The organism is Nitrosarchaeum sp., from assembly GCF_025699065.1.
Classification (GTDB): Archaea; Thermoproteota; Nitrososphaeria; order Nitrososphaerales; family Nitrosopumilaceae; genus Nitrosarchaeum.
Genome location: NZ_JAILWF010000005.1, coordinates 31,651 through 54,055 on the forward strand (window position 1 = coordinate 31,651; position 22,405 = coordinate 54,055).

At 33.1% G+C, this 22,405-nt stretch carries 27 protein-coding genes and 2 tRNA genes; 19 read left to right on the plus strand and 10 right to left on the minus strand.

The window, feature by feature from the left end; all coding sequences use genetic code 11:
• Position 1: 1 nt before the first annotated feature.
• Complete coding sequence (locus K5782_RS06640) at positions 2-310, minus strand: antibiotic biosynthesis monooxygenase (RefSeq protein ID WP_297465119.1); 309 nt, start codon at positions 308-310, stop codon at positions 2-4.
• A 77-nt stretch (positions 311-387) separates the two neighbouring features.
• On the opposite strand from K5782_RS06640, the gene K5782_RS06645 reads away from it, so the two are divergent.
• On the plus strand, positions 388-1,251 hold the full coding sequence (locus K5782_RS06645; RefSeq protein WP_297465122.1) for a bifunctional 5,10-methylenetetrahydrofolate dehydrogenase/5,10-methenyltetrahydrofolate cyclohydrolase: 864 nt from the start codon (positions 388-390) through the stop codon (positions 1,249-1,251).
• Entirely contained in the window at positions 1,241-1,810 is a 570-nt protein-coding gene (locus K5782_RS06650; protein WP_297465124.1) for a 5-formyltetrahydrofolate cyclo-ligase, read from the plus strand. Before K5782_RS06645 ends, K5782_RS06650 begins: the two co-directional genes overlap by 11 nt.
• Here the strand turns inward: K5782_RS06650 and purD are convergent.
• Entirely contained in the window at positions 1,796-3,058 is a 1,263-nt protein-coding gene (gene purD / locus K5782_RS06655; RefSeq protein ID WP_297465126.1) for a phosphoribosylamine--glycine ligase, read from the minus strand. The two genes, K5782_RS06650 and purD, sit on opposite strands and share 15 nt — an antisense overlap.
• Before the next feature lie 193 nt (positions 3,059-3,251).
• Between purD and ileS the strand changes: the two genes are divergently transcribed.
• The 5 genes from ileS to K5782_RS06680 all read left to right on the plus strand — a co-directional run bounded on the left by ileS (position 3,252) and on the right by K5782_RS06680 (position 9,609).
• Entirely contained in the window at positions 3,252-6,449 is a 3,198-nt protein-coding gene (gene ileS / locus K5782_RS06660) for an isoleucine--tRNA ligase (RefSeq protein ID WP_297465128.1), read from the plus strand.
• Between the two features lie 86 nt (positions 6,450-6,535).
• Positions 6,536-7,120, plus strand: coding sequence for a DNA protection during starvation protein (dps, locus tag K5782_RS06665; RefSeq protein ID WP_007550974.1), 585 nt, complete (start codon positions 6,536-6,538; stop codon positions 7,118-7,120).
• 98 nt (positions 7,121-7,218) lie between these two features.
• A complete protein-coding gene (locus tag K5782_RS06670) occupies positions 7,219-7,548 on the plus strand; it encodes a hypothetical protein (protein ID WP_007550975.1) in 330 nt (109 codons plus the stop codon).
• Positions 7,549-7,588: 40 nt separating this feature from the next.
• Positions 7,589-8,695 (plus strand): ATP-grasp domain-containing protein, encoded by a 1,107-nt coding sequence (locus tag K5782_RS06675; RefSeq protein ID WP_297465132.1) that lies wholly within the window; start codon positions 7,589-7,591, stop codon positions 8,693-8,695.
• Entirely contained in the window at positions 8,692-9,609 is a 918-nt protein-coding gene (locus K5782_RS06680) for a CoA-binding protein (RefSeq protein WP_297465134.1), read from the plus strand. The genes K5782_RS06675 and K5782_RS06680 overlap by 4 nt, the downstream gene beginning before the upstream one ends.
• 201 nt (positions 9,610-9,810) lie before the next feature.
• Here K5782_RS06680 and K5782_RS06685 read toward each other — a convergent pair whose 3' ends face one another.
• Complete coding sequence (locus tag K5782_RS06685) at positions 9,811-10,059, minus strand: hypothetical protein (RefSeq protein ID WP_297465137.1); 249 nt, start codon at positions 10,057-10,059, stop codon at positions 9,811-9,813.
• Between the two features lie 92 nt (positions 10,060-10,151).
• Here K5782_RS06685 and K5782_RS06690 point away from each other — a divergent pair.
• Positions 10,152-10,241, plus strand: a tRNA-Val gene (locus tag K5782_RS06690).
• A 249-nt stretch (positions 10,242-10,490) separates the two neighbouring features.
• On the opposite strand, the gene K5782_RS06695 is transcribed toward K5782_RS06690, so the two are convergent.
• Entirely contained in the window at positions 10,491-10,637 is a 147-nt protein-coding gene (locus tag K5782_RS06695; protein WP_297465139.1) for a hypothetical protein, read from the minus strand.
• 142 nt (positions 10,638-10,779) lie between these two features.
• Between K5782_RS06695 and K5782_RS06700 the strand changes: the two genes are divergently transcribed.
• Positions 10,780-10,944 (plus strand): hypothetical protein, encoded by a 165-nt coding sequence (locus K5782_RS06700; protein ID WP_297465141.1) that lies wholly within the window; start codon positions 10,780-10,782, stop codon positions 10,942-10,944.
• Between the two features lie 195 nt (positions 10,945-11,139).
• Here K5782_RS06700 and K5782_RS06705 read toward each other — a convergent pair whose 3' ends face one another.
• Positions 11,140-11,316: a hypothetical protein gene (locus K5782_RS06705; RefSeq protein ID WP_297465143.1), complete on the minus strand. Its 177-nt coding sequence runs from the start codon at positions 11,314-11,316 to the stop codon at positions 11,140-11,142.
• On the minus strand, positions 11,313-12,155 hold the full coding sequence (locus tag K5782_RS06710) for a helix-turn-helix domain-containing protein (RefSeq protein WP_297465145.1): 843 nt from the start codon (positions 12,153-12,155) through the stop codon (positions 11,313-11,315). The genes K5782_RS06705 and K5782_RS06710 overlap by 4 nt, the downstream gene beginning before the upstream one ends.
• Positions 12,156-12,353: 198 nt before the next feature.
• Between K5782_RS06710 and K5782_RS06715 the strand changes: the two genes are divergently transcribed.
• The 3 genes from K5782_RS06715 (at position 12,354) to K5782_RS06725 (ending at position 15,484) form a co-directional block, all read left to right on the plus strand.
• Positions 12,354-12,776: a hypothetical protein gene (locus tag K5782_RS06715; RefSeq protein ID WP_297465147.1), complete on the plus strand. Its 423-nt coding sequence runs from the start codon at positions 12,354-12,356 to the stop codon at positions 12,774-12,776.
• A gap of 48 nt (positions 12,777-12,824) precedes the next feature.
• Positions 12,825-13,364: an inorganic diphosphatase gene (locus tag K5782_RS06720; RefSeq protein WP_007550985.1), complete on the plus strand. Its 540-nt coding sequence runs from the start codon at positions 12,825-12,827 to the stop codon at positions 13,362-13,364.
• A gap of 347 nt (positions 13,365-13,711) precedes the next feature.
• Entirely contained in the window at positions 13,712-15,484 is a 1,773-nt protein-coding gene (locus K5782_RS06725) for a M3 family oligoendopeptidase (RefSeq protein ID WP_297465151.1), read from the plus strand.
• A gap of 113 nt (positions 15,485-15,597) precedes the next feature.
• On the opposite strand, the gene K5782_RS06730 is transcribed toward K5782_RS06725, so the two are convergent.
• Positions 15,598-16,173 carry a hypothetical protein gene (locus K5782_RS06730; RefSeq protein WP_297465153.1) on the minus strand — a complete coding sequence of 192 codons (576 nt, stop codon included), beginning with the start codon at positions 16,171-16,173 and terminating at the stop codon, positions 15,598-15,600.
• A 144-nt stretch (positions 16,174-16,317) separates the two neighbouring features.
• Between K5782_RS06730 and K5782_RS06735 the strand changes: the two genes are divergently transcribed.
• Positions 16,318-17,472, plus strand: coding sequence for a hypothetical protein (locus K5782_RS06735; protein ID WP_297465154.1), 1,155 nt, complete (start codon positions 16,318-16,320; stop codon positions 17,470-17,472).
• Here the strand turns inward: K5782_RS06735 and K5782_RS06740 are convergent, their stop codons facing one another.
• Positions 17,473-18,024: an arginine decarboxylase, pyruvoyl-dependent gene (locus K5782_RS06740; protein WP_007550991.1), complete on the minus strand. Its 552-nt coding sequence runs from the start codon at positions 18,022-18,024 to the stop codon at positions 17,473-17,475.
• A gap of 298 nt (positions 18,025-18,322) precedes the next feature.
• Here K5782_RS06740 and K5782_RS06745 point away from each other — a divergent pair, with 298 nt between their 5' ends.
• The gene (locus tag K5782_RS06745) at positions 18,323-18,871 is read left to right on the plus strand and encodes a hypothetical protein (protein ID WP_297465156.1); all 549 of its coding nucleotides are present in this window, start codon (positions 18,323-18,325) and stop codon (positions 18,869-18,871) included.
• On the opposite strand, the gene K5782_RS06750 is transcribed toward K5782_RS06745, so the two are convergent.
• A complete protein-coding gene (locus K5782_RS06750; protein WP_297465158.1) occupies positions 18,833-19,060 on the minus strand; it encodes a hypothetical protein in 228 nt (75 codons plus the stop codon). The two genes, K5782_RS06745 and K5782_RS06750, sit on opposite strands and share 39 nt — an antisense overlap.
• Before the next feature lie 150 nt (positions 19,061-19,210).
• Here K5782_RS06750 and K5782_RS06755 point away from each other — a divergent pair.
• Positions 19,211-19,285: transfer RNA gene (locus K5782_RS06755), tRNA-Thr, on the plus strand.
• A gap of 65 nt (positions 19,286-19,350) precedes the next feature.
• On the opposite strand, the gene K5782_RS06760 is transcribed toward K5782_RS06755, so the two are convergent.
• Positions 19,351-19,509, minus strand: coding sequence for a CxxC-x17-CxxC domain-containing protein (locus K5782_RS06760; protein WP_007550994.1), 159 nt, complete (start codon positions 19,507-19,509; stop codon positions 19,351-19,353).
• A gap of 89 nt (positions 19,510-19,598) precedes the next feature.
• Here K5782_RS06760 and K5782_RS06765 point away from each other — a divergent pair, with 89 nt between their 5' ends.
• The 4 genes from K5782_RS06765 to K5782_RS06780 all read left to right on the plus strand — a co-directional run bounded on the left by K5782_RS06765 (position 19,599) and on the right by K5782_RS06780 (position 22,394).
• Positions 19,599-20,393, plus strand: coding sequence for a DsbA family protein (locus K5782_RS06765; RefSeq protein WP_297465160.1), 795 nt, complete (start codon positions 19,599-19,601; stop codon positions 20,391-20,393).
• Positions 20,394-20,499: 106 nt separating this feature from the next.
• The gene (locus tag K5782_RS06770; protein ID WP_297465162.1) at positions 20,500-21,846 is read left to right on the plus strand and encodes a DEAD/DEAH box helicase; all 1,347 of its coding nucleotides are present in this window, start codon (positions 20,500-20,502) and stop codon (positions 21,844-21,846) included.
• Between the two features lie 48 nt (positions 21,847-21,894).
• The gene (locus tag K5782_RS06775) at positions 21,895-22,122 is read left to right on the plus strand and encodes an Lrp/AsnC ligand binding domain-containing protein (protein WP_366069493.1); all 228 of its coding nucleotides are present in this window, start codon (positions 21,895-21,897) and stop codon (positions 22,120-22,122) included.
• A gap of 71 nt (positions 22,123-22,193) precedes the next feature.
• Positions 22,194-22,394 carry a hypothetical protein gene (locus K5782_RS06780; protein ID WP_297465167.1) on the plus strand — a complete coding sequence of 67 codons (201 nt, stop codon included), beginning with the start codon at positions 22,194-22,196 and terminating at the stop codon, positions 22,392-22,394.
• The last annotated feature ends 11 nt before the right edge of the window (positions 22,395-22,405 follow it).

Sequence of the window (22,405 nt, forward strand, 5' to 3'; positions counted from 1 at the left end):
TTTATTGTGAGACTACAGTATAAAATTTAGGTTCAGGTAATTTTTCCATAAAGGATGCAGCCATGGAATGAAGTTTTTCATGTTCAGGACTTTGATGCATTTTACTGAATTTTTCAAGATTTTCAAATTCAACTAATATCCTATGTTTGCCATCTTTCGTTTCCAAAAGACGTCTATTTACAAAACCATCAAATTTTGATACTGTTTTATTTGATTCTGAAAACCAATTTTTAAAGATAATAAGAGATTCAGATTTTATTTGAACGTCAGATATTACTACAAACATAAAATTATTCCAATTTAGTTCCATAATTTCCTTTCTAAGATTTTCAATTATAGATCAAGTCATTTCAAGGATTAAATATCTACAAGTTAGAATTAATCCTGATGGCGGGCATAAAAATAGACGGTAAAGAAATAGCCCAGTCAGTAAAAAATAGAGTTAGAAAAGCTGTTGAAGAATTAAAAAATCAAGGGATCAATCCATGTTTGGCAACTGTTCTAGTTGGAGACAATCCAGCATCTGCTACTTATGTTAAAAACAAGCACAAAGCATGTGAAGAAGTCGGAATTATCACTAAAGATTTCAAGTTTGCTTCAGAAATTAGCCAATTAGAATTAAATAAAAAAATTGATGATCTAAATAAAGATAAAACTGTTCACGGAATTTTAGTACAACTACCGTTACCAAGTCAATTAGATGAATTTTTCACAACATCAAGAATTTCTCCTCTAAAAGATGTGGATGGTCTCACTCCACATAATGTAGGATTATTAGCAATGAGAAAAGCTGCACTTGTAGCATGTACGCCATTAGGAGTAATGGAAATGTTTGATTATTACAAGATAGATTTGGATGGCAAAAATGTAGTTTTAATTAATCGAAGTAATTTAGTTGGAAAACCACTATATCATTTACTTTTAGCAAGAAATGCAACCGTGATTACATGTCATTCTAAAACAAAGAATATCAAAGAATTATGTCAACATGCAGATATTATAATTACAGCTGTTGGAGATAGAAACAAGTTCACATTAACACCAGATATGATAAAAAAAGATGCAATAGTAATCGATGTTGCAATATCAAGATACAACGAAAAATTAGTTGGAGATACAGATTATGAACAAATTATTCAAAAAGCATCATATGCAACGCCTGTTCCAGGAGGAGTAGGACCTATGACAGTTGCAATGTTGTTGAAAAATACAATAACAGCCGCATCATTAAGTAGTCAAATTGAAAGATAATTCAGAAAAAACATCATTAAGAAAATTTCTTCTTGATAAAAGAGATAGTACTTCATTTGATTTAATGAAAATCATAAGCAAAGCAATACAAAAAAGACTAAAAAAAATTGATTCGTTCAGAAATGCAAAAAAAATAGGGATGTATTACCCCATCGGAAGTGAAATAATGACACAAGATATCATCCAAGAAGCACTAAGTGAAGGAAAAGAAGTATTTTTGCCCAAAGTAGTTGGAAAAAATATAGAATTTAGAAAGATTGAGAGTGTTAGCAATCTAGAAAATGGATCTTTTGACATAATGGAACCTCGTAATGAATGCCCAATGGATAACAATCTAGACATCATATTGGTTCCAACAGTAGGAATTTCACAAAAGGGAGTAAGATTGGGATATGGTCATGGATTTTATGATAGATTTTTAGCTGAAAATAAAATTGAAACAATTTCAATAACAATGGAAAAACAAATAGTAAAAAACATACCAGCTTCAGAACATGACATAACAATTAATTGGATTGTTACTGAAGATAGAATAATCGATACATCAAAGATAAGATAGACCTTTTTTACCAATATCCATTCTGCAAAATTTGCTTGGCCAAGTGATTTTATCTACTGCAGCATATGCATTTGAAATTGCAGAAGATAATGTATCACCAAGTGCAGTGACTCCTAATACTCTACCGCCATTTGATAGAATTTTTCCATTTTGTTTTTTTGTTCCGGCATGAAAAACAATAGCATTTTTTGGAATCAAATCAAATCCAGTTATTTCTTCACCTGATGGATAAGATTCAGGATATCCTTGAGATGCCAAAACAATACAAACAGCTGATTGGCATTTCCATTTTGGTGTAGGCATAGAAGATAATGTACCATCTACACTTGCAACAAAATAATCATACAAATCAAAATCCATCCTCATCATAATGGGTTGACATTCTGGGTCACCCATACGTGCATTAAATTCTAAAACATATGGTTCATTGTTTCTAATCATTACTCCGGCATAAAGGAATCCTTTGAAAATAATTCCCTCATTTTTCATTGATTGAATTGTTTTATGGATAATTTTTTTTTGGATCTTTTCAGCAAGGATATCATTAATGACAGGAGTTGGAGAATATGCACCCATACCTCCAGTATTAGGGCCTTTATCATCATCAAAAATTCTTTTGTGATCTTGGCTTGACGCCATAGGTATTGCAGTTACTCCATCACATAATGCAATGTAAGAAGCTTCAATTCCATCAATCCTCTCTTCCACAATAATTCTATTACCAGCATTGCCAAATGCCTTTTTTACCAATATAGAATTAATTGCTGCGATTGCTTCATCAGAGCTATTACAAACTATTACTCCTTTTCCAGAGGCAAGGCCATCAGCTTTAACTACAACATTATAATCAAGAGATTTTACATATTCTTCTGCTTTTTTTGGATCATCAAAGATTTCAAATTTTGCTGTTTGAATTCCATTTCTTTTCATGAAATTTTTTGCCCAGATTTTACTAGATTCTAATTGTGCTGCATTTTTAGAGGGTCCAAAAATTTTCAAATTCATTTGATTAAATTTATCGACAATTCCTGCTGCAAGCGGAATCTCTGGACCAACTACAGTAAAACAATTATTCTTTTTTGCAAAGTCTGCAAGGGAATCAAGATCATCAACATTAATTGAAACATTGTTTTCAGTTCCACCATTTCCAGGTGCAGTAAATACAGTATCAATCTTTGGACTTTGTGATAATTTCCAAGATAGTGCATGTTCTCGTCCACCCGAACCAATGACTAAAACATTAACCAACAAAAATTATCTTTCACTCAATTATATAATCCAAGTTATCAAAATGTAAAAATCACATTTTTAGACAATTCAGTATTTTAGTTATTTTACTCATTGGATGCGAATCAGCGTGAAACAAACTAGGGCAAGAATTGAATAAAGAATAAGAAAATCAATTTAGCTTTATAATGCCACACCTATATCAGAATTCAAGATGGAACTTTCATCGAAATTTGATGCAAAATCAATTGAGTCAGAAATTAAAGCATATGTCAAATCAATCGACATTGAAAAATTAATCTTTGAATCAAACAAGCCTGAAAAGATCATGTTTATTGAAGGCCCTCCAACTATGAATGGAATTCCACACGCAGGACATCTTAGAGGACGTGTAATCAAGGATCTTTGGTACAGATTCAATACCTTGAAAGGAAAAAAAATTGTATTTAATGGGGGTTGGGATACACAAGGACTTCCTGTGGAATTACAGGCAGAAAAAGAACTTGGAGTAACTGGAGGTAAATCAGAAGTTATTGAAAAAGTAGGAATTGAAAAACTAGTTGAAGAATGTAAGAGGATTGTAAAAAAATTCAATACAAAATGGGTAGAAGTAGATGAATTACTTGGAATGTCATTTAATCACAACAAAGCATATTGGACTTATCGAGATGAATTTATTGAAAGAGAATGGAAGATACTAAAAAAAGCACATGAAAATAAAATATTAGAAGAAGATTTTACAGTAATTGCGTATTGCCCTAGTTGTCAAACGTCACTTAGCCATGCAGAAGTCAATCAAGGATATGAAGAAGTTAAAGATCCATCATTATACTACAAAGTTAAACTCAGAGATGAAAACACATACCTAATTGTTTGGACAACAATGCCTTTCACATTAGTTACAGATGCAATGGTTGGGTTGAATCCAGATGAAGATTATGCGTGTGTCAAAGTAGAAAACGAAAAATGGATCATAGGAAAAACAAGACTCGAGGAATTTTTCAAAGAAGTAAATATTGAAGGATATGAAATTGTAAATACTATAAAAGGTTCAGAGTTTGAAGGAAAAAAATACATTCACCCACTTTTAGATTTAATTCCAGGATTAGATGAATGTGCAAAAGAAAATAATTTCCATGTAGCAGTATCAGAAGAATTTGTAGATGCCACAACAGGTAGCGGGTTGGTTCATTTATCCCCTGCAAATGGTGAGGAAGATATCAAAATTGCAAATAAAAGAAAAGTCAAAGTGTTCAGCCCAATAAATGATCAGGTAAAGTTCACTGATTTAGCTGGAAAGTACGAAGGCATGTTTGTCAGAGACGCTGACAGAATAATCGTAGACGATCTAAAGGAGCGAAATGCATTAGTAAAGATAGGTAAAATTAAGCACAAATACCCGCTGTGTTGGAGATCTCATCACCCAATTGTATGGCTAGCACGAAAAGGATGGTTTTACAAACTAGACAGATTAGATGACAAAGCAATCAATGCAGCAGAAAGCGTAGAGTACTTTTTTGAACAACCAAAAAATAGATTTTTAGGAATTATTAAAGAAAAGCACCCATGGTGTATATCCCGAGAAAGAATTTGGGGATGTCCATTACCAGTTTGGATATGCAATGATTGTAAAAAACAAAATTGGTTTTTTACAAGAAAAGATATTGTTGAATCATCTGCAAAATTACCAGATGGTCCAAATTTTGAGTTGCATCGTCCTTGGATTGATAACATCATCATAAAATGCAAACATTGTAGCAGTACTAATACAAAAAGAGAAGAGTACGTACTTGACACATGGCATAACAGTGGGTCAGCTCCATATTCATCATTAACAGATGAAGAATATTCAAAAAATATTCCAGCTCCGTTTTTCACAGAAGGTATTGATCAAACTAGAGGATGGGCATATACACTATTGATAGAAAACGTGATTCTAAATAATGGACCAATTCCACCATTCAAGTCATTTTTGTTTCAGGGTCATGTACTTGATGAAAAAGGTGGTAAGATGAGTAAAAGTTTAGGAAATGTAATTGATGGTGAAGAACTACTAAAAAAATACCCAACTGATTTGATTAGATTTTATTTTATTTGGAAGGCAAGCCCGATAGAACCACTTAGCTTTAGCACTGATGAATTAATGTCAAGACCATATCAAGTAATAAACACGTTATTTAATTTACATCTGTATTTTAAACAAAACAGCGAGTATGATGAATTTGATGAAACAAAAACCATTTCATGGGCAAAAGAAAACGGTCTGTTAACCTCACCAGATATTTGGCTGGTATCTAAATTACAAAAATTAATTAAAAAAATCACGGAACGTAACGAATCTTGCAAGTTTCACGAAGCTGCAAAGTCTATTGATGATTTTATTATAAACAATCTAAGTCAAATTTACATCCCAATTACTAGAAGTGAGTTATGGGATGATAATGAGTCAAAAAAGAACAGAAGACTGGCAATTTATGCAGTACTAAGCGATGTCCTCAGAACATTAGATATCTTAATTCATCCGCTTTGCCCATTTACTAGCGAATATCTCTATCAAACAGTATTTGACGGAAAAAAGAGCATATTGCTTGACAAATGGCCACAATACAAAGAGGCTTTAGTAAATGATGAGATTGAAGAATCATTTGACATCATGAAAGATGTTGTTTCAATTTCATCAGCTGCAAGAATGAAGGGAAAATTAAAACGAAGATGGCCACTCGCTGAAGCATTAATCTGTGTAAGTAAAGGTCAAAAGAAAAAACTAGAATCACTTTCTAATTTACTAATGTCACAGCTAAACGTAGAGAAATTTACAATTTATGAGACAGAAAAAGAATCAGGATTAAACCAAATCTTAGAATTAAAACAACTAAACTTACCACTAATATCAGTAGTTGAATTAGAACGAAAAAAAATCGGTCCAAAAGCAAAACAACATATGGGAAAACTGGTCAACATGTTTTCTGAAACTAACAGAGAAGAGATCATAACATCACTTCAAAAACAAGGACATCATGATTATAAAATTGACGGAGAAAAAATTTCATTAGACAAAGATGATTTTATAGTTGATTTTGATGCAAAAGAAGAATTTGCGGTTTCAAAAAGAGACAACTACATTGTATTCATATCAACTTCAAGAAATAAAGAGATGATGGCAAGAGGATTAGTAAAAGATATTGCAAGACGATTACAGACTCTAAGAAAAGAAAGAGGATATAATCCAACAGACATTCTAAATGTTGCATCAATACTTGATTTAGATGAAGAGTCATTAGAGATGATTAAAGAAAAATCAGAGGATTTGGCATTTTTAGTCAGAGTCAAAAAAGTAGATTTTGCAGAATCATGCAAAGAATACAAAGATGAGGACATTGATGGTCAAAAAATAAGAATTTCAGTAGAATAAATCAGTCAAATTAACCCTCGTTTATCTAAAATCATTTTTTGAAAAATGCAATATTTTTATTAGAACACCTAACTTGACAAGCAGATATGTCCGATTCAAAAATCCCAGTTGTTGGAATCAATGTTCTAAAACAAAATGGCTTGGACGTAGAGGAACTAAAAAAACTATTGATTCAAAACGCATCAGTAGAATTTACTGCCTACTACTACTTTACCAATTTGAGGGCACATTGTACAGGCTTGGAGGGAGAAGGACTCAAGGGAATTATCGAAGATGCAAGATTAGAAGATCTTAGCCACTTTGAAGCATGTCTTGAGAGAATTTATCAATTAGGAGGCTCACTTCCAAATGACGCTACACAATTCATCAAAATGTCAGGGTGTGAGTTCTTACAGCTTCCAGCAAATCCAACAGATCACAAGGCGATACTAGAAAAATGTCTCAAAGCCGAACAAGGAGCAATTGTAAATTGGGACAAAGTATGTAAAATGACTTTCGGAAAAGATCCTACAACATACGACATTGCAAAAGATATTTTGGCAGAAGAGATCGAACATGAGTCTTGGTTCCTAGAATTAATCTACGGAAGACCATCAGGACACATGAGAAGAAAATATTCTGGAGAAAGACCACATACCAGAAAACATTCTAGAGCACTTGATATGGCATAATAGCCAAATCACACTCTTTTCTTTTAATTAAAAATGAACCAACTGGTTAGCTTTTAGTTAAACCTGTATGATAAATAGAAAAAACGCATAGTAATTGTATGGTAAAACAGATTAGTCTTGATGCTTGGCAAATTCAACATTTAACAGATCTCTTAAAAAAAGGCTCAGATATTGTTGCAAAAACCAACAAACCAATTGTATTGTACAGACAAACACTAGAAGAAGAAGAAGATTCGTATGAAGAAATTGTATGTACCATCACCAAAGATTATGTCATTGAACAATTAGTCACATCAGGTGGAGTGATAGTTCCAAGTTTTCATCAACAATATGTTTTTACAATTGAAGAATTTCCTCAAGAATTATTGAGAAAAAGTCGTGATCGATTTTTACAGATAATTGATTTTCTAGAAGAGCAGCTAAATTAGCCTCATAATTAATAAAGATCGTAAAATTGTTGGCTTTTGTATGCGTCTATTAGAGTTTCAAGCAAAAGAGTTGTTTAGAAACTATGGAATTAATCTCCTTCCAAGCAAAGCATCTACAACTATAGAGGAAGGCAGAAAACATGCAAAAGAATTAGGATATCCATTTGTAATTAAAATTCAAGTTCCCGTAGGAGGTAGAGGAAAAGCCGGAGGCATTCAAAAATGTCAAAATGATGACGAATTTGAGTTAAAATATCCACAAGTGTTAGGCTTGACAATTAAAGGAGAAAAAGCAAGAGCAATTTTACTTGAAAAGATGGCAGATATCAAAAAAGAGTTGTACCTGTCATTATTTTTGAATCGATCAAAAAGGTGCTATACAATTATTGCATCGCCTGAAGGAGGAGTTGAAATTGAATCAGTTAAAAATCAGATTATTAAAGAAGTTGGCCTAGGTGAAGTTTCAGATCAAGTAGCAAGAGAAGTTGCAAAAGAGATGAAACTAGAAGGTAAAGCCGCAGATGACTTTGTAGACATATTACAAAAGTTAGCAAAACTTACAGTTGAAAAAGAAGCTGAGCTTGCAGAGATAAATCCGCTAGCAATTATGCAAGATGGTTCATTGATAGCACTTGATGGAAAATTTGTAACAGATGACAACAGCAACTTTAGACATGATGAATTACAAAAGTATCAAGAAAAAACAGAGATTGAAGAAAGAGCAGAAAAAAGTGGATTTTCACTTGTAGAATTAGATGGAGATATTGCAGTTGTTGGAAACGGTGCAGGACTAGTAATGTCTACACTGGATATGTTATCTGATAACGGAGGCAAACCAGCATGTTTCTTGGATGTGGGAGGTGGTGCAACAACTGATTCAGTTTATGAAGCACTAACTTTGATTAGCAAAATGCATAGAGTTAAAGGAATTTTAGTTAATCTTTATGGTGGAATTGTAAAAACTACAGTAGTTGCAGAAGCATTTCTAAAAGCATATGATGATAAATTGATTAACTTACCAGTGTTTGCAAGACTAAAAGGTACAGAATCAGACAAAGCAAAAGAAATGTTGAAAGATTCTAGAACAAAAATTTTTGATTCAGTAGAAGAAGCAATTAATGCAGTAGTTATGGGAATTAAAAGATGACAGATATTTTCAAAATACTAAAAGGTACTCCTGAAGATTCAGATTACAAGAAAAAAGGGGTAATTGTTCAAGGTATCACTGGAGCATATGGTTCACTTCATGCAAAAAACATGATAACTTATGGAACCAACATTGTTGCAGGGGTAACTCCAGGAAAAGGCGGTCAGAAATTTGAAAACAAGGTGCCAATTTACAATACAGTTAAAGAAGCAGTTGATGCAAGTGGTGCAAAAATTTCAATTATTTTTGTTCCAGCAAAATTCTTTTTGGGAGCTGCAAAAGAGGCACTTGAAGCAGGAATCAAACTACTAGTTGCAATTCCAGAACATGTTCCAGTTAGAGACACAATGGAAGTATTAGATTTAGCAAATAAAAAAGGCGCAGTAATTATCGGACCCAATACTCCAGGAATAATGATTCCAGAATTAATAAAAATTGGAATCATGCCAGCAACTCCATTTAAGGCAGGAAAGATTGCCGTGTTATCAAAAAGCGGTACATTACTTTATGAAATTTCAGATGCACTTACAAGTGCAGGATTTGGACAGTCAATAACGATAGGAATTGGAGGAGACCCAATTAACGGAACTAGAATGATTGATGCATTTGATATGATAAAAGACATTCCAGATTTAGAAGGATTAGTAGTAGTTGGAGAGATAGGAGGAGATTCGGAAGAAATTTTGGCTCAACGAATTATAGATATTGGATTCAAAAAACCAACTGTAGCATACATTGCAGGAAGAGCTGCTCCAAAAGAAAAGAGAATGGGGCATGCAGGGGCCATAGTGATGGGAACGTATGGTTCTGCAGAATCAAAGGTATCGATGTTTAACAAGGCAAACATTCCAGTGGCAAAAAGACCGTCTCAGGTGCCAGTACTACTAGCAGGAAAAATGCAACAATCCGATTAGAATAAAAGAGAGAGATTAAGGAGAAAATTATATGCCCATAACAGACCCGGAGAAAAAACGCATTGCACAAGCTGCACGTTTGGTAATGAAGATTTGCTTTAACTGTGGTTGTAGAAATGACATTAATGCTAGCAGATGTAGAAAATGTAGAAATCCATACTTGAGACTAAAGAACAGAAATCTCGGCGTCAAAAAGTAGAGTTAGAAATTCATCAATCTTTGCCTATATTCAACAATTGCTGATCTTATCTTGTATTGATATTCAGAGATAAATGGTCTAACAGCATTTTCGTTTTCCAATTCATCAAGGGATAGTTGCAAGTCATCAGGTAATTGGTCATTCATTTGATAGAGTACTTTGGCAGCTTCTGTGTATTGTCCCAAATTAGCAGCATACTCAAATGCTAGTTGCATTCTCTCAATTAGAGCATCAAATTCGTGTAAAGACATATTTGATTTTTGAAATTTTACTAGAAAAGGTCAAGGTTATCATAATATACAAAACCTAAAGGCAAAAAAGACGCTTGTTTTGCAATTTCGTTGGACCGGTTGTCTAGTGGTTAGGATGACGCACTCACACTGCGTATGGAGAAATCCCGCAAAGGTCGAGGGTTCAAATCCCTCCCGGTCCACTCCTCTAGTCTCATTTTTAAGTCCCAAAAATGAGAATTAATGATCGCATTTATTAGAGTACCAAAAAACGTGATCGCATTGAAATCTATCTGCATGCATTGTGGAAAATCTTTTGAGGACAATGATAAATTTTGTTCTCAAAATTGTAGGGATTCACATATCATTGAAATCACAGTAAGAATCAATGAAGCGACTCAAAATGATAAGAGTCATACTAAAAAAATCAGCGAAGATAATTAAAACTAAAATCAATATCTGTGTTTTCTAGGAGATAGTTCTTCAGGCTGCATTAACAATTTTTTCTTTTCTACGGCTTCATGAACTTCTGTAAGCAGTTGGGCCAATTCCTTAACGAGTAACTGTTCCATTTCCTTTTCAATTTCACTTTGAATCATCTAAAAATTCTTACAAAAATGAATTTATTAACTATATGAAAAAATCATATTAGTGTAATATTTTATTACATATTTTTCATGAAATTCCCAAAACTTGGAAATTCTAGTTAGACTTAACTAATATAGAAAAAAATGACGAGCAATGAAATTAGTGTGTATGAATTGTGGACATCAATTTGAGGGGGATAATACTAAATTCTGTTCTCAGAGTTGTAGAGATTCATACATAATGAATATCGAAAAAAGAGTTAGAGAATCAGTAAAAAATGATTCTAGTCACACTAAAGAATTAAGTCGTGATTCTTAATACTAACACAGATAATTTGAACAAATTAACCATGCAGAGAATAATCAGAAATTTTTGCCTCAGCGTAGGCCCATATACTATGGCAAATAATCTTCGTTACAGATGTTTATTGAGATATCTTTGATTGTTCTTTAATTTTTGATAGAAATATGTCAGTCATTTGCAATAATCGATTCATTTCAGAATCACCCATAGTCATTGTGAGTCCTCCGTTATTTGCTCTCTTATCTTCATGAGAACATGTTTTGTCATTTTTAGCAAATAGTTGATTTCGGAATCATCAAGATTATCACGTCCTTGTTCATAGGAACTTTTTGAAATATTGCCAACTTCCTGCTCTAAACTAGATAGTGCCAAAACTGTATGAATCAATATAATGTCTCTCCTTTTTCCCAAGATAGATCAAATAACGAATTCATCATATCTACTAGAGTTTCAGAATCGGACCACCATGCAAAAGTTTGTCTTGTTGCATGAGTTGCATTTCTCATAAAGATTAAAACCTCTTTTTTGTCATTAATGACAAAACACTTGTTATCGGAATCAAAGGTAATTGCTCGGATTTTTTTCTGATCTAATTCAGAGATAAACTCAGGAGTTTTACTTAATGGTGAGATGACCATTTCCATTTCAGATTTAGATTCATCAATCCAATCAAACACATCCGAATGATAGAATTGTAAAACGTCGGGAATACTTCCATAGATTTTGATAGATTCAGTACTGGTTCCAACCATTTCTTTTATTTTGTTTATGATTGGGCCCATGCCATGAAGCAATTGCATCTTTTCAGATTTTGACTCGTCAGTCTCCACTACAAAAAATGGTACCTGTTTCCACAATTCTGAGAGAGATTCTTCTTTACCAGCCAAAGAGTCAACTCGTTGTTGTTCTTGTTTTACCAGGGTTTCAATTGCTTGTTTCATCTCCATTGCAGAATACTTGGTAGGATGTTCCATCTGAGCAATTACCAATCCCAAATTTTGGAGAGAGTTTACCAGGTGGTATGTCTCAGTTCTAGGTAACTGAAGCGCTTTTGCTATTTCAGAAGCTGTTTTTGGACCATACTTACCTAGATAGATAAACACCTTACTTTGATTTGCAGTTAATCCAAAATTGATTAATTCATTCTTGATTTTCTCAAGAGTTATTTTATGTTGATACAGTTCAGTCTCAGACTCGTTATCAAAAAGAGTTAGTTCTGAAATCATCTAGATTACGATTATCAGTATTGGATATAGGTAAAATGGAAATTTTTTACGCACATAGGATCCAATTTGGAAAATATCATCAAATCATCATACTGTAAAAACATCATTATTTGCAGATACTATTTTTTATTACCCACACAAGTTGTTGATTTTGCAAAAACATTAGTATTATAACCAAGAAATTTCATTTATCAGGACATGATAAAGATAGGCATCATACATTTTGTGTTAATAGTATTAGTAGCAACAGGGTTTGGATATACATCAAATGCTACTGCCACAGACACATCTGAAGATATAACAATTACACAAATTAATGACGAAATCAGTCTCCAAAAGACAATTTCAACAATGCGTATACCTGAAGACAAATCACTCTCATGGGGAAAAGTAAAGGGGGATGCTTCTGACTATGTTGAGAGATATCCAGTAATAATTCAATTTTTCAAAGGAGATGAACCAGTACATGTAGCTCAGGTTAAAGTCAAGGGGGATGGTTCCTATGAATACAAATTCAAAATAAGAAATACTGATCAAAACACTGGTAAAATAATAGATATTTTTGAAGGAGAATACACTGTAAAGATATTCAAAGTTATTCCCACCAAATCACAAATTTAGAAAGTCATAGAATTCATATACAGTTCAAAGAGTTTTAAGAATTAGAATATGAGTAAAAATTTTTGGCATGATATAGAATCAGGAGTAGACATTCCAGAGATTGTTAATGTCATAGTTGAGATTCCAAAAGGATCCATGAACAAATATGAATACGATAAAAAACACAACATGATAAAACTAGACCGAGTATTATTTTCACCATTTCATTATCCAGGAGATTACGGTTTAATTCCTCAAACACTTTCAGAAGATGGCGACCCACTTGACGCCCTTGTATTGGTAACAAATCCAACATACCCAGGAATTCTAATCGAGGCAAGACCGATTGGATTGTTACAAATGAAAGATGATGGAAATCCAGATGACAAAATTATCTGTGTTTCAACAAATGATCCAAGGTATCTTCATACGGTAGACATTACAGATGTAGAAGATCATTTCCGCTCAGAGATTGGGCATTTTTTCCAGGTCTACAAAGATTTGGAAGGGAAAAAAGTTGAGATATTAGGTTGGAAAGGAGCTATAGAAGCAAAAGAGATCATCGTGGAATCAATCAAAAGATACAAAGAGACTTTAAAAAAATATTGAAAATTAAGATATGCGTATTTGTTTTAACAAATACTGTATTTTAATGACTATTCGTCATCTAGAATTATCCAAGATAATCCCATTATAGATTCCCAAGCAGGTGGGGTATCAGTATTATTTGTCATACAATACAATTACAAAATTTGCTTAAAACACTCGCGTATGAATCATACATAGAAATCATCAGCACGCCCTAAATACTAATTTTGAAAATTAATATCAATTGGAACTCTCACCAAGTACCCAATCGGTTTTGGTCTTAAGTTCCAGTTAAAAATTTCTTTGAATATTTTAATTTTTAGGCATACAGCATGCATTTTTTAATAGATGTAAAATATGATTATCATATGTCAGAGTACAAACTGGAGAGATGGGATCTTTCAGAACTTACAAAGGATCCAAAGAGTCCAGAATTTCAAAAACAAATTAAAGAATTAGAGGAAATGGCAAAGAGATTTGAAAAAATAAAATTAAAACTAGACCCTAAAATGTCATCAAAAAAATTTATTGATATACTACATGAAGTAGAAGAAATTTCTGAAAAAATGAGCAAAATTGGAGGATATGCGTCATTACAATACTCTGCAGATACACAGTCAGATGAAGCAACCTCACTAATTACTAGAATGTCAAAATTAGGTTCAGAAATTTCAAATAAAATTTTGTTTTTTGATTTATGGTGGAAAACTCAGGTTGATGATAAAAATGCAAAAAGACTGATTAAAGATTCAGGCGAACTTTCAGAATATCTCAATCATAAAAGACTATTTGCAAAATATGCTTTATCGGAACCAGAAGAAAAGATCATCAATACTTTAGATGTTACAGGAATTTCTGCCCTTGTCAAACTGTATGATAAAATGACTAGCGCATATGTGTACAAAATGAAAGTAGGTGGAAAAACAAAAAAGATGACACGTGAAGAGATTACAAATTACATTAGAAGTACAAATGCAAAAGTTAGAGAGACTGCATACAAGACAATTTTAACAAAATATACTGAAAACAAGGGAGTAAATGGAGAGATATATCAGAACATTGTTTTGAATTGGAAAGATGAAGGAATCGAAATTCGAGGGTACAAATCGCCAATCTCTATGAGAAATATTGGAAACGATGTAGATGATAAAACAATAGAGTCGCTTCTAACGGTATGTAGAAAAAATTCTCCTGTATTTCAAAAATTCTTTTTACAAAAAGCAAAAATGCTAAAAATGAAAAAATTACGCAGGTATGATCTGTATGCTCCTGTAGCAACCCACATGAAAGAGAAAAATTATCAATATGATAAATCAGTAAAAATTGTTTTAGAGTCACTGGGAAGATTTAGCCCTAAACTAGAAGGGTTTGCAAGAAAAGTCTTTGATGAAAAACATGTTGATTCATCCATAAGACCTGGAAAAAGAGACGGTGCATTTTGCAGCACATTAACTCCAAAGATTACACCATACGTTTTAGTTAATTTTACTGGAAAAACTAGAGACGTTTTCACACTAGCTCATGAATTAGGCCATGCCGTTCACAGTCAAGCAGCTCAAGATAGATCAATTCTTGTTCAAGATGCCCCGTTACCTCTAGCTGAAACTGCATCCACGTTTTCGGAATTATTACTATATGATAATTTATCAAATAAAGTAACAAACGATGAGAAAAAAATAATGCTAGCTGAAAAAATTGACGACCTATATGCAACAATTATGCGTCAAGCATTTTTTACTATTTTTGAAGTATCAGCACATGAGCAAATTGGAAAAGGAACCATAGTGGATGAGATTTCAAAGACATATCTTCAAAATCTAAAAGAGCAGTTTGGAAATGCAGTTGTCATCTCAGATGATTTTGCAATAGAGTGGAGTTGCATACCTCATTTTTACCACACACCATTTTATTGCTATGCATATTCATTTGGAAATTTACTTGCATTGGCATTATTTCAAAGATATAAAAAAGAAGGAAATAGTTTCGTTCCATCATATATCGATATTCTTGCTGCAGGTGGTTCAAAGAAGCCAGAGAAATTGTTGGCAGAGCACGGATTTGACATAAGATCAGAGAAATTTTGGCAAGACGGATTTGATTATGTCCAAAGCCAAGTAAAAGCACTTTCAGCATTAAATTAGATTTTTAATAATGGGGCTGGCAGCCCAACGCATGGACTGCCAGCTTGTTCCCCGAACGGTTTGAATTCGATGTCAATTTGAAGTTTAAAATTATCTGATTTAAATGTTTGAAACTATCCCCAGTCTATTTTTCTTGATTTTAGTTTTCGAATAGAGCCAGCCAAAATCCCAATAGTAATCCCAATATGATAAAGAAAGTACAAAAAGACTTCAAAAGTACTTGGCGTTAGATCAGTAAATCTACTAAGACCGGTTAATAGTAAAATAAGCAAGCTAAAAAACAAAACAAAAATTTTGGTGGCTCCATGGATAGGTGCAAATTTCATCAATACAAAACTCATAACAGTTACAGATATGGCAAGAACTGCCAAGAATCCAACATTCAATCCAAATACAAGAAAAATTAGAGAGGTTATCTCTCCAAGATTATTTGCCTGAAAAATGCTAGAGATGTCAATTTTTTCAGTGGATGCAAACCTAGGAACACTCAAGATGGCATTTGCAAGAAACAAGAAAAATAAAGAGACAGAAACGGTCTTTACATGATTTTGGAGACGCGGAAATCGTAAGAGAATTGCTTTTCCCAAAATAATTCCTTGAAAAACCCCAATCCCAAACGCACTTACTATTGCAGCTATTGAAAATATAGGATTTTGAAAAACTTCAACTAAGTATGGAGCTAGGACCACATCTAAAAAATAATTTAAATTACAATATTAGGTACCAGATAGAGAGTTTTAGTAAAATTAGCAAAAAAATTTCATCAAAGATCAAAGGTGTGATGAATAAAAAGAGAGTAAATTTAATAATTTCATTATAAAAAAGTCAAACCTATGCAGAAGATCTTGATTTTGTTTGGATTGATAGGTATACTAATTGGGATGACCGGTCATGCATATTCCCAAGAAACTAGTCTTGCTACATTTCAAGAGACGGCACAGATAATTATTGATAAGAGTATATCTCAAAATGTTACAGCCTCAATTGCCTTACAAAGTACAAGTATTCAAGAGATAAAAATCCCAGCAGAATTGGAGCAAAAGATCAGAGAAGATAGAAGAATTACAGCAATAGTAGTAACAAATGAGAATCATTGTATTTTAGGAGTTTTTGACAAATCATGTATTATCATAAACGTTGCAAGAAACCCAGAAGACAAAGGCATTTTAGCAATACAAAATACTACAAAAAGAGTTGCATCGTTATTTATCGATGATGTGAATAAGGCATTAGATACAGAAGCAAAATTTCATTCAGTATTCATTCAAAGTGGAGATGAAACAAGTAAGGCTTTAGAAACATCTGGGTCTATTTCAGGCAAAGGGACTGTATCGGCAGTGTATACAATGCCTATGGAAGATACTGCTTCAATGTATGAAAAAATCTCAGCAATGCTTCTTCCACGAGAGATTAGAGATAGAGGGGGATTTTATGATATAGCAAAGAATCTATCAAAAGAAGAAAATGCAAAGGTAACATTCTCCATAATACCAATAGAAAGTAAATCATTATTACAATTAAAATTATCAGTGGATTATCCAAATACTGCCTCATCAATAAATCAAATCAGTCCATTAGAATTGTTGAAAACAAATGAATTGAAAAGATCAGAATACTTTGCATCAGGATTTTATCCATTAAATTCAATATTACAAGTAGTAATACTATCACCAGAATCAACTAACGTATCAGACGTAAGAGGAAATATCGTACCTTCACAATTAGTCGATGGTGAAAAAATTCCTACTGAAATTACAAAAGAAGGATGGATTTTTGATCCTGAACAAGGAAAGAGAATTCAAGGGAAATTTATTTTTGGGGAAAGAAAATCAATTGATAAAGATGAATTAATATTTTCATTAGGAGGTAGTCAGTTATCTACGCCTAAAATTGAAACATCATTTGATGAATCAATTGTAATTGTAATAATAATTTCAGTTATTGCAATTGGTGCTGCAATATATTATCTTAAAGGGTATAGAAAGTAATCACACTAGTAAAACAGCAGCTGCAAAGACAGTAGTCCATTTTCCATCTTTATCGCCTTTTGTTGATTGAGTAACATTTTGTGTTTTGTAAATTTGACCAGAGATAGTCCATTGTTGTCTTTTTTCATCCCAGCTTTTATCAATATCAAATGGAATTCCAAGTGAAGATGCAAGCATTTGTGCTGCAATATCTTCAGCATAGTCACCTGACTGTTGTTCATTTTGACCAAATGATTCGTATTCAGAAAGATATCCATAACGATTAGTATCTTTAGGTCTGGCAATACCGACTGAAGCAGAACACAGTCTTTGTGGTTCATTTGTTTGATTTTTAGAATAAATTGTAAACAAGATTTGTCCAGGTTTAATTTGCTTAAGACCTTCATTTCTAGATATTAATTTTGCATTTGGCGGGAATATACTAGAAATCAAAACCAGATTTGTACCAGCAATACCAGCATCCCTTAGTGCATACTCAAAACTTGTCAATCGGTCTTCATGAACGCCTTTACCTTTTGTAAGAAATAATTTCTTTGCAACTAAATCTAGCAATTCTTTTTTGATGAAACAGTTTTATTATTTATACTTTGATTGAAAAATCTAAAAACAGGTTTTAAAAAATATCAATTGGTCGTATCACCACATCAAAATGTTTCAAGATGTTTTCTCATTTACAAAATCGTTCTATAGAAATTTACCATATTTGTGAAAAAATGAGATGATTTTAAGATGTTATTGTACCTAGAGCGAATTAGCATAACGGAATAAAACACAGCCAAGATTATCATTTAAAGGCATCCTAGTGATTGATGAGTTAGATTTTTTACACAATATAAGAGCAATTTGAATTATGCTAGAGGATTTTTTTCAATCAGATTCATTTGTGATTGGATATTACATTCTAACTGTAGGGGCATCATTACTTCTCATCAAAGAGACTAGGAAAAGAATCACAGATCTAAAAATAGGAATTGGTTCAATAAAATATGCGCCAATTCCATTTGGAATTTTATTTGCATATATCGTTTTTGCGCATGATTTTGTTGAGACCATACCAATTCTAAATTGGAGTTGGTTAGGGTACAACATTGCGTTTGGCCCATTTGCAGACCAAGGGTTTTGGGGAATAGTACCGTTTATCCCATTATTAGTGTACATGTTTATTCACATCAACTATGTCGAAGAATTGTATTTTAGAAAATCAAAGAAGATGGTAGTAGTTTGGGCATTGATCCATATTGCTATGGGAATTAAAGTACACATGGCACTGTTACTTTTGCCAATAGGATTTTTGTTCAAATATATTTATGATAAAAAGGGAATTAATCATTCGTTTGCAATGCACTTTGCAACAAATATTCTAGTTATTATCGCGCTTTTTCTTTCTTTTGTTATCTGATTGTGGTGTCTGATTAAGAAAGACCCAACCAAAAAATCCACCCAACGAGATATTGATGACACCCATAAATGTAATTAATAATGAGGTATTTGGTGGTGCAACTTTCAGACCCACAACAATACCAACAATACCAGTTACAAAAAACATCATCATTAAGACTTTGAGTCGTAAAGGATTGACATATTTCATGGATAAATTATTGATTATTTGACACTATTATAATCTGATGTAATAGATCCATCAAATAATTTCAGAAGTTTTGCATAACTAAACTCATGATACGTAGATTGAAGATATTCGGTAACACTTTAAAGATCCGAAATTTTTATTGGATTTTGTGCCAATATAGCTCAGCCTGGTTAGAGCATCAGATTTGTAATCTGAGGGTCGTGGGTTCGGATCCCATTATTGGCTTTTTAATTTTTATAAAAATAACTTCAAAAGAGTAAAAGAAAAAACGACGTTAAGCGTATTTCAGCCTAATATCTTCCTCTATTTTCAGATCTTGGTTTTCTATGTTTTGGTAAACATTCTTTGCAGAATACATCTCTACCTTCTATTGGTTGAAAAGGTACTTGGGATTCTTTTCCGCAATCAGAACATGTACATGGGTACATTTTTCGGTCATCTACTGACATTGCTAGAGATACTTATGAGGGAATATAAGAACTGTTAGAAAGAAAAATAGGCAATACGAATAAGTATGTAACAATTGAAGCAAGCCTAAATGGATTCAGATGTAGAATCAAATCACAGTGGGAAAAAAATAGTGAATAAATCGGTTTTTAATATTTTAGTGGTTTCAATAATTGGAGTTAGTTTGATAGCTGCATTTTTTGCAGGTTCTTTTATTAGTTTAAAATCAGAGCAGGTAACAAAATCGGAATTAAACAATGCAATAGCAAGTCTTGAAGCAAAAATTTCAAAAAATCAGATGCCAACACAACCAAACATACAGCCAATCAAGATATCTGCAGATGACGACCCAGTCATTGGAAATCACGATGCACCGATTACCATAATAGAATTTTCAGATTTTCAGTGTCCATTTTGTGCTAGATTTCAAATTCAAACCCTACCATTAATCTTAGAACAATATGTAGAAACAGGAAAAGTGAAATTTGTGTTTAGAGATTTCCCAATTCAATCCAGTCATCCTAATGCAATGCCAGCAGCTGTTGCATCAGAGTGTGCAGATGAGCAAAACAAATTTTGGCAGTATCATGATATGTTATTTGAAAACCAAGGAATTTGGAATAAGATGGATTTTACATCTGCAATTACAACCTTTAAAGAATATGCAATAGAATTAGAGTTAAATCAAGAACAATTCAACGCTTGTCTTGATTCTGGCAAATATGTCAATGAGATCAACAATGATCTAACAGATGGAAGAAATTATGAGATTACTGGAACACCTGGATTTTTCATTGGAAATGAAAAGTTGGGATTTGTAAAAGTAAATGGAGCCCAGCCCTTTGAGGTATTTCAAGGCATAATAGAGTCTCAGCTCAACTCTTGAAAAATCAGAACAAGCGTTTATTAGACCTAAAAATGACTTTAATGTATCGGAATAATGACGAGTGGGCAATGAGCTTTTTCGTCATTGCTTTAGAGAAGAAAACAAAATGACAAAATTTCAAGATTTAGGATTAAGAGAAGAATTACTGAAAGGGATTCGTGAAATGGGATTTGAAGAAGCATTTCCTATTCAAGAAGCCGTTATTCCAGTATTACTTACAGGGAGAGATGTCGTAGGACAAGCTCATACTGGTTCAGGTAAAACAGCCGCATTTGCTTTAGCAATGCTTCAAGAGATTCAACCAAAAAAAGGCATCCAAGGTTTGGTAATGGCTCCAACAAGAGAGCTTGCAATGCAAATTTCATCAGAGATAAAGAAATTTGGAAAATATACGGGAATTAGAGTAGCAACAGTGTACGGAGGCCAAGGAATGGGATTACAATTAGATGCACTAGATAGAGGAGTGGAGATAGTAGTTGCGACTCCGGGAAGATTAATTGATCATCTTAAACGTGGTTCAATTGAACTAGGAGATATCACTCACATTGTGTTAGATGAAGCAGATACAATGTTAGATATGGGATTTGTTGACGACATTCAGTTTATTTTAGATCTTGCTCCAGAAGAGAGAGTAATGTCATTGTTTTCAGCAACAATGCCAACTGAAATTTTAAGATTATCTGAAGACTATCTAAAGAATCCTAAACAATTTTTGCTTGATGCAGATGATCTTAGCGGAGAGGGTATAGACCAAGCATATCTGGTAATTAAAGACAGAGATAAAATGAAATACCTTATTGATTTTATCAAACCACTTAAAGGTCAGATCATAGTTTTCTGTTCTACAAAATATAGAACCAGAGATGTAGCAAAATATCTTCATCAAGAAAAATTTGATGCAGTTGCAATCGAAGGAGATATGTCACAAAGCAGAAGAGAACAATCAATGTCCAAATTTAGAAGTGGCAAAGTAGACATTCTTGTTGCAACTGATGTAGCATCAAGAGGAATTGATGTTCCAAGAGTAGAACTGGTAGTAAATTATGATGTTCCAAATCAAGAGATGGCATATTTCCATAGAATTGGAAGAACCGCAAGAGCAGGAGCAAAAGGAAGAGCAATCACACTAGTATCATACTCATCAGTAGGAGATTGGAATTTAATTAAACGCCAAATCAAAGTACCACTAACAGATTTGAATAAAGAAATGGGAATAGAAATTTCAATTCCGGACCCACTAAAGAGACAGTCTCCATCCAGAAGATTTGGAGGTTCACAATCAAGATCAGGTTACTCAAGAGGCAGAGGCGGTAGTGGATATGGAAGGTCTGGAGGTTCTGGTGGGTATAGAGGTTCCAGTAGAGGAGATGCAAGAGATGACAGAAGTGGTGGAAGAAAAAGATATGGTGACCGAAATAGTGGAAATAGCTATGGCGGACGCAGTAGATGGTAGTAGCTGTAAAACTTAAAGACAAGTAATAGAACTATTATTCTAAGAAAAATGCATATTGGATTTATTTTGTTAAATTGTGATCTTGGTGCAGAAGAATACATTGTTGAGGAATTAAAACAGATGCCCAAAGTCAAAAACGCACATCTGACTTATGGAGCATATGATGTAATTGTAGAAGTAAACACAGAAGAGCAAAAAGATTTTGAAAAAGCGGTTGCAGATATTAGAAAATTATCAAGAGTAGTAAGTACAATGACGCTAAATGTCATAAATTAAGAATGGATATCAATTTAAACTAAATTTTTATCAACTAGCAAGTTATTGAAAAATTATTGACATATAGAATAATGGAAGATACACTGAATGCATCTGAAGTCAAAATCCATCTTGAGACTTGTGGTGTCTATCAAAGCAATCCAAATGATACAGCCACATCAAAATGGCATAAAGCCAGTAGTATCGCAGAAGCAGAGAATATTGCAAAAGAAACATCAAAGAAATACAACAAGGGTTGGAAAAAAGCAGATTGCTGTATGAAATTTGCTTAGGTTCAGTTTCG

Coding starts and splice junctions, on each gene's coding strand:
- K5782_RS06760 (WP_007550994.1), bottom strand. CDS start 19,509: ATGTCAGTAGATGACCGAAAAATGTACCCATGTACATGTTCTGATTGC.
- K5782_RS06695 (WP_297465139.1), bottom strand. CDS start 10,637: ATGATTCAAAGTGAAATTGAAAAGGAAATGGAACAGTTACTCGTTAAG.
- K5782_RS06770 (WP_297465162.1), top strand. CDS start 20,500: ATGACAAAATTTCAAGATTTAGGATTAAGAGAAGAATTACTGAAAGGG.
- K5782_RS06640 (WP_297465119.1), bottom strand. CDS start 310: ATGGAACTAAATTGGAATAATTTTATGTTTGTAGTAATATCTGACGTT.
- dps (WP_007550974.1), top strand. CDS start 6,536: ATGTCCGATTCAAAAATCCCAGTTGTTGGAATCAATGTTCTAAAACAA.
- K5782_RS06700 (WP_297465141.1), top strand. CDS start 10,780: ATGAAATTAGTGTGTATGAATTGTGGACATCAATTTGAGGGGGATAAT.
- K5782_RS06725 (WP_297465151.1), top strand. CDS start 13,712: ATGTCAGAGTACAAACTGGAGAGATGGGATCTTTCAGAACTTACAAAG.
- K5782_RS06750 (WP_297465158.1), bottom strand. CDS start 19,060: ATGAAATATGTCAATCCTTTACGACTCAAAGTCTTAATGATGATGTTT.
- K5782_RS06715 (WP_297465147.1), top strand. CDS start 12,354: ATGATAAAGATAGGCATCATACATTTTGTGTTAATAGTATTAGTAGCA.
- K5782_RS06670 (WP_007550975.1), top strand. CDS start 7,219: ATGGTAAAACAGATTAGTCTTGATGCTTGGCAAATTCAACATTTAACA.
- K5782_RS06720 (WP_007550985.1), top strand. CDS start 12,825: ATGAGTAAAAATTTTTGGCATGATATAGAATCAGGAGTAGACATTCCA.
- K5782_RS06745 (WP_297465156.1), top strand. CDS start 18,323: ATGCTAGAGGATTTTTTTCAATCAGATTCATTTGTGATTGGATATTAC.
- K5782_RS06780 (WP_297465167.1), top strand. CDS start 22,194: ATGGAAGATACACTGAATGCATCTGAAGTCAAAATCCATCTTGAGACT.
- K5782_RS06680 (WP_297465134.1), top strand. CDS start 8,692: ATGACAGATATTTTCAAAATACTAAAAGGTACTCCTGAAGATTCAGAT.
- K5782_RS06675 (WP_297465132.1), top strand. CDS start 7,589: ATGCGTCTATTAGAGTTTCAAGCAAAAGAGTTGTTTAGAAACTATGGA.
- K5782_RS06775 (WP_366069493.1), top strand. CDS start 21,895: ATGCATATTGGATTTATTTTGTTAAATTGTGATCTTGGTGCAGAAGAA.
- K5782_RS06645 (WP_297465122.1), top strand. CDS start 388: ATGGCGGGCATAAAAATAGACGGTAAAGAAATAGCCCAGTCAGTAAAA.
- K5782_RS06735 (WP_297465154.1), top strand. CDS start 16,318: ATGCAGAAGATCTTGATTTTGTTTGGATTGATAGGTATACTAATTGGG.
- K5782_RS06685 (WP_297465137.1), bottom strand. CDS start 10,059: ATGTCTTTACACGAATTTGATGCTCTAATTGAGAGAATGCAACTAGCA.
- K5782_RS06765 (WP_297465160.1), top strand. CDS start 19,599: ATGGATTCAGATGTAGAATCAAATCACAGTGGGAAAAAAATAGTGAAT.
- K5782_RS06710 (WP_297465145.1), bottom strand. CDS start 12,155: ATGATTTCAGAACTAACTCTTTTTGATAACGAGTCTGAGACTGAACTG.
- ileS (WP_297465128.1), top strand. CDS start 3,252: ATGGAACTTTCATCGAAATTTGATGCAAAATCAATTGAGTCAGAAATT.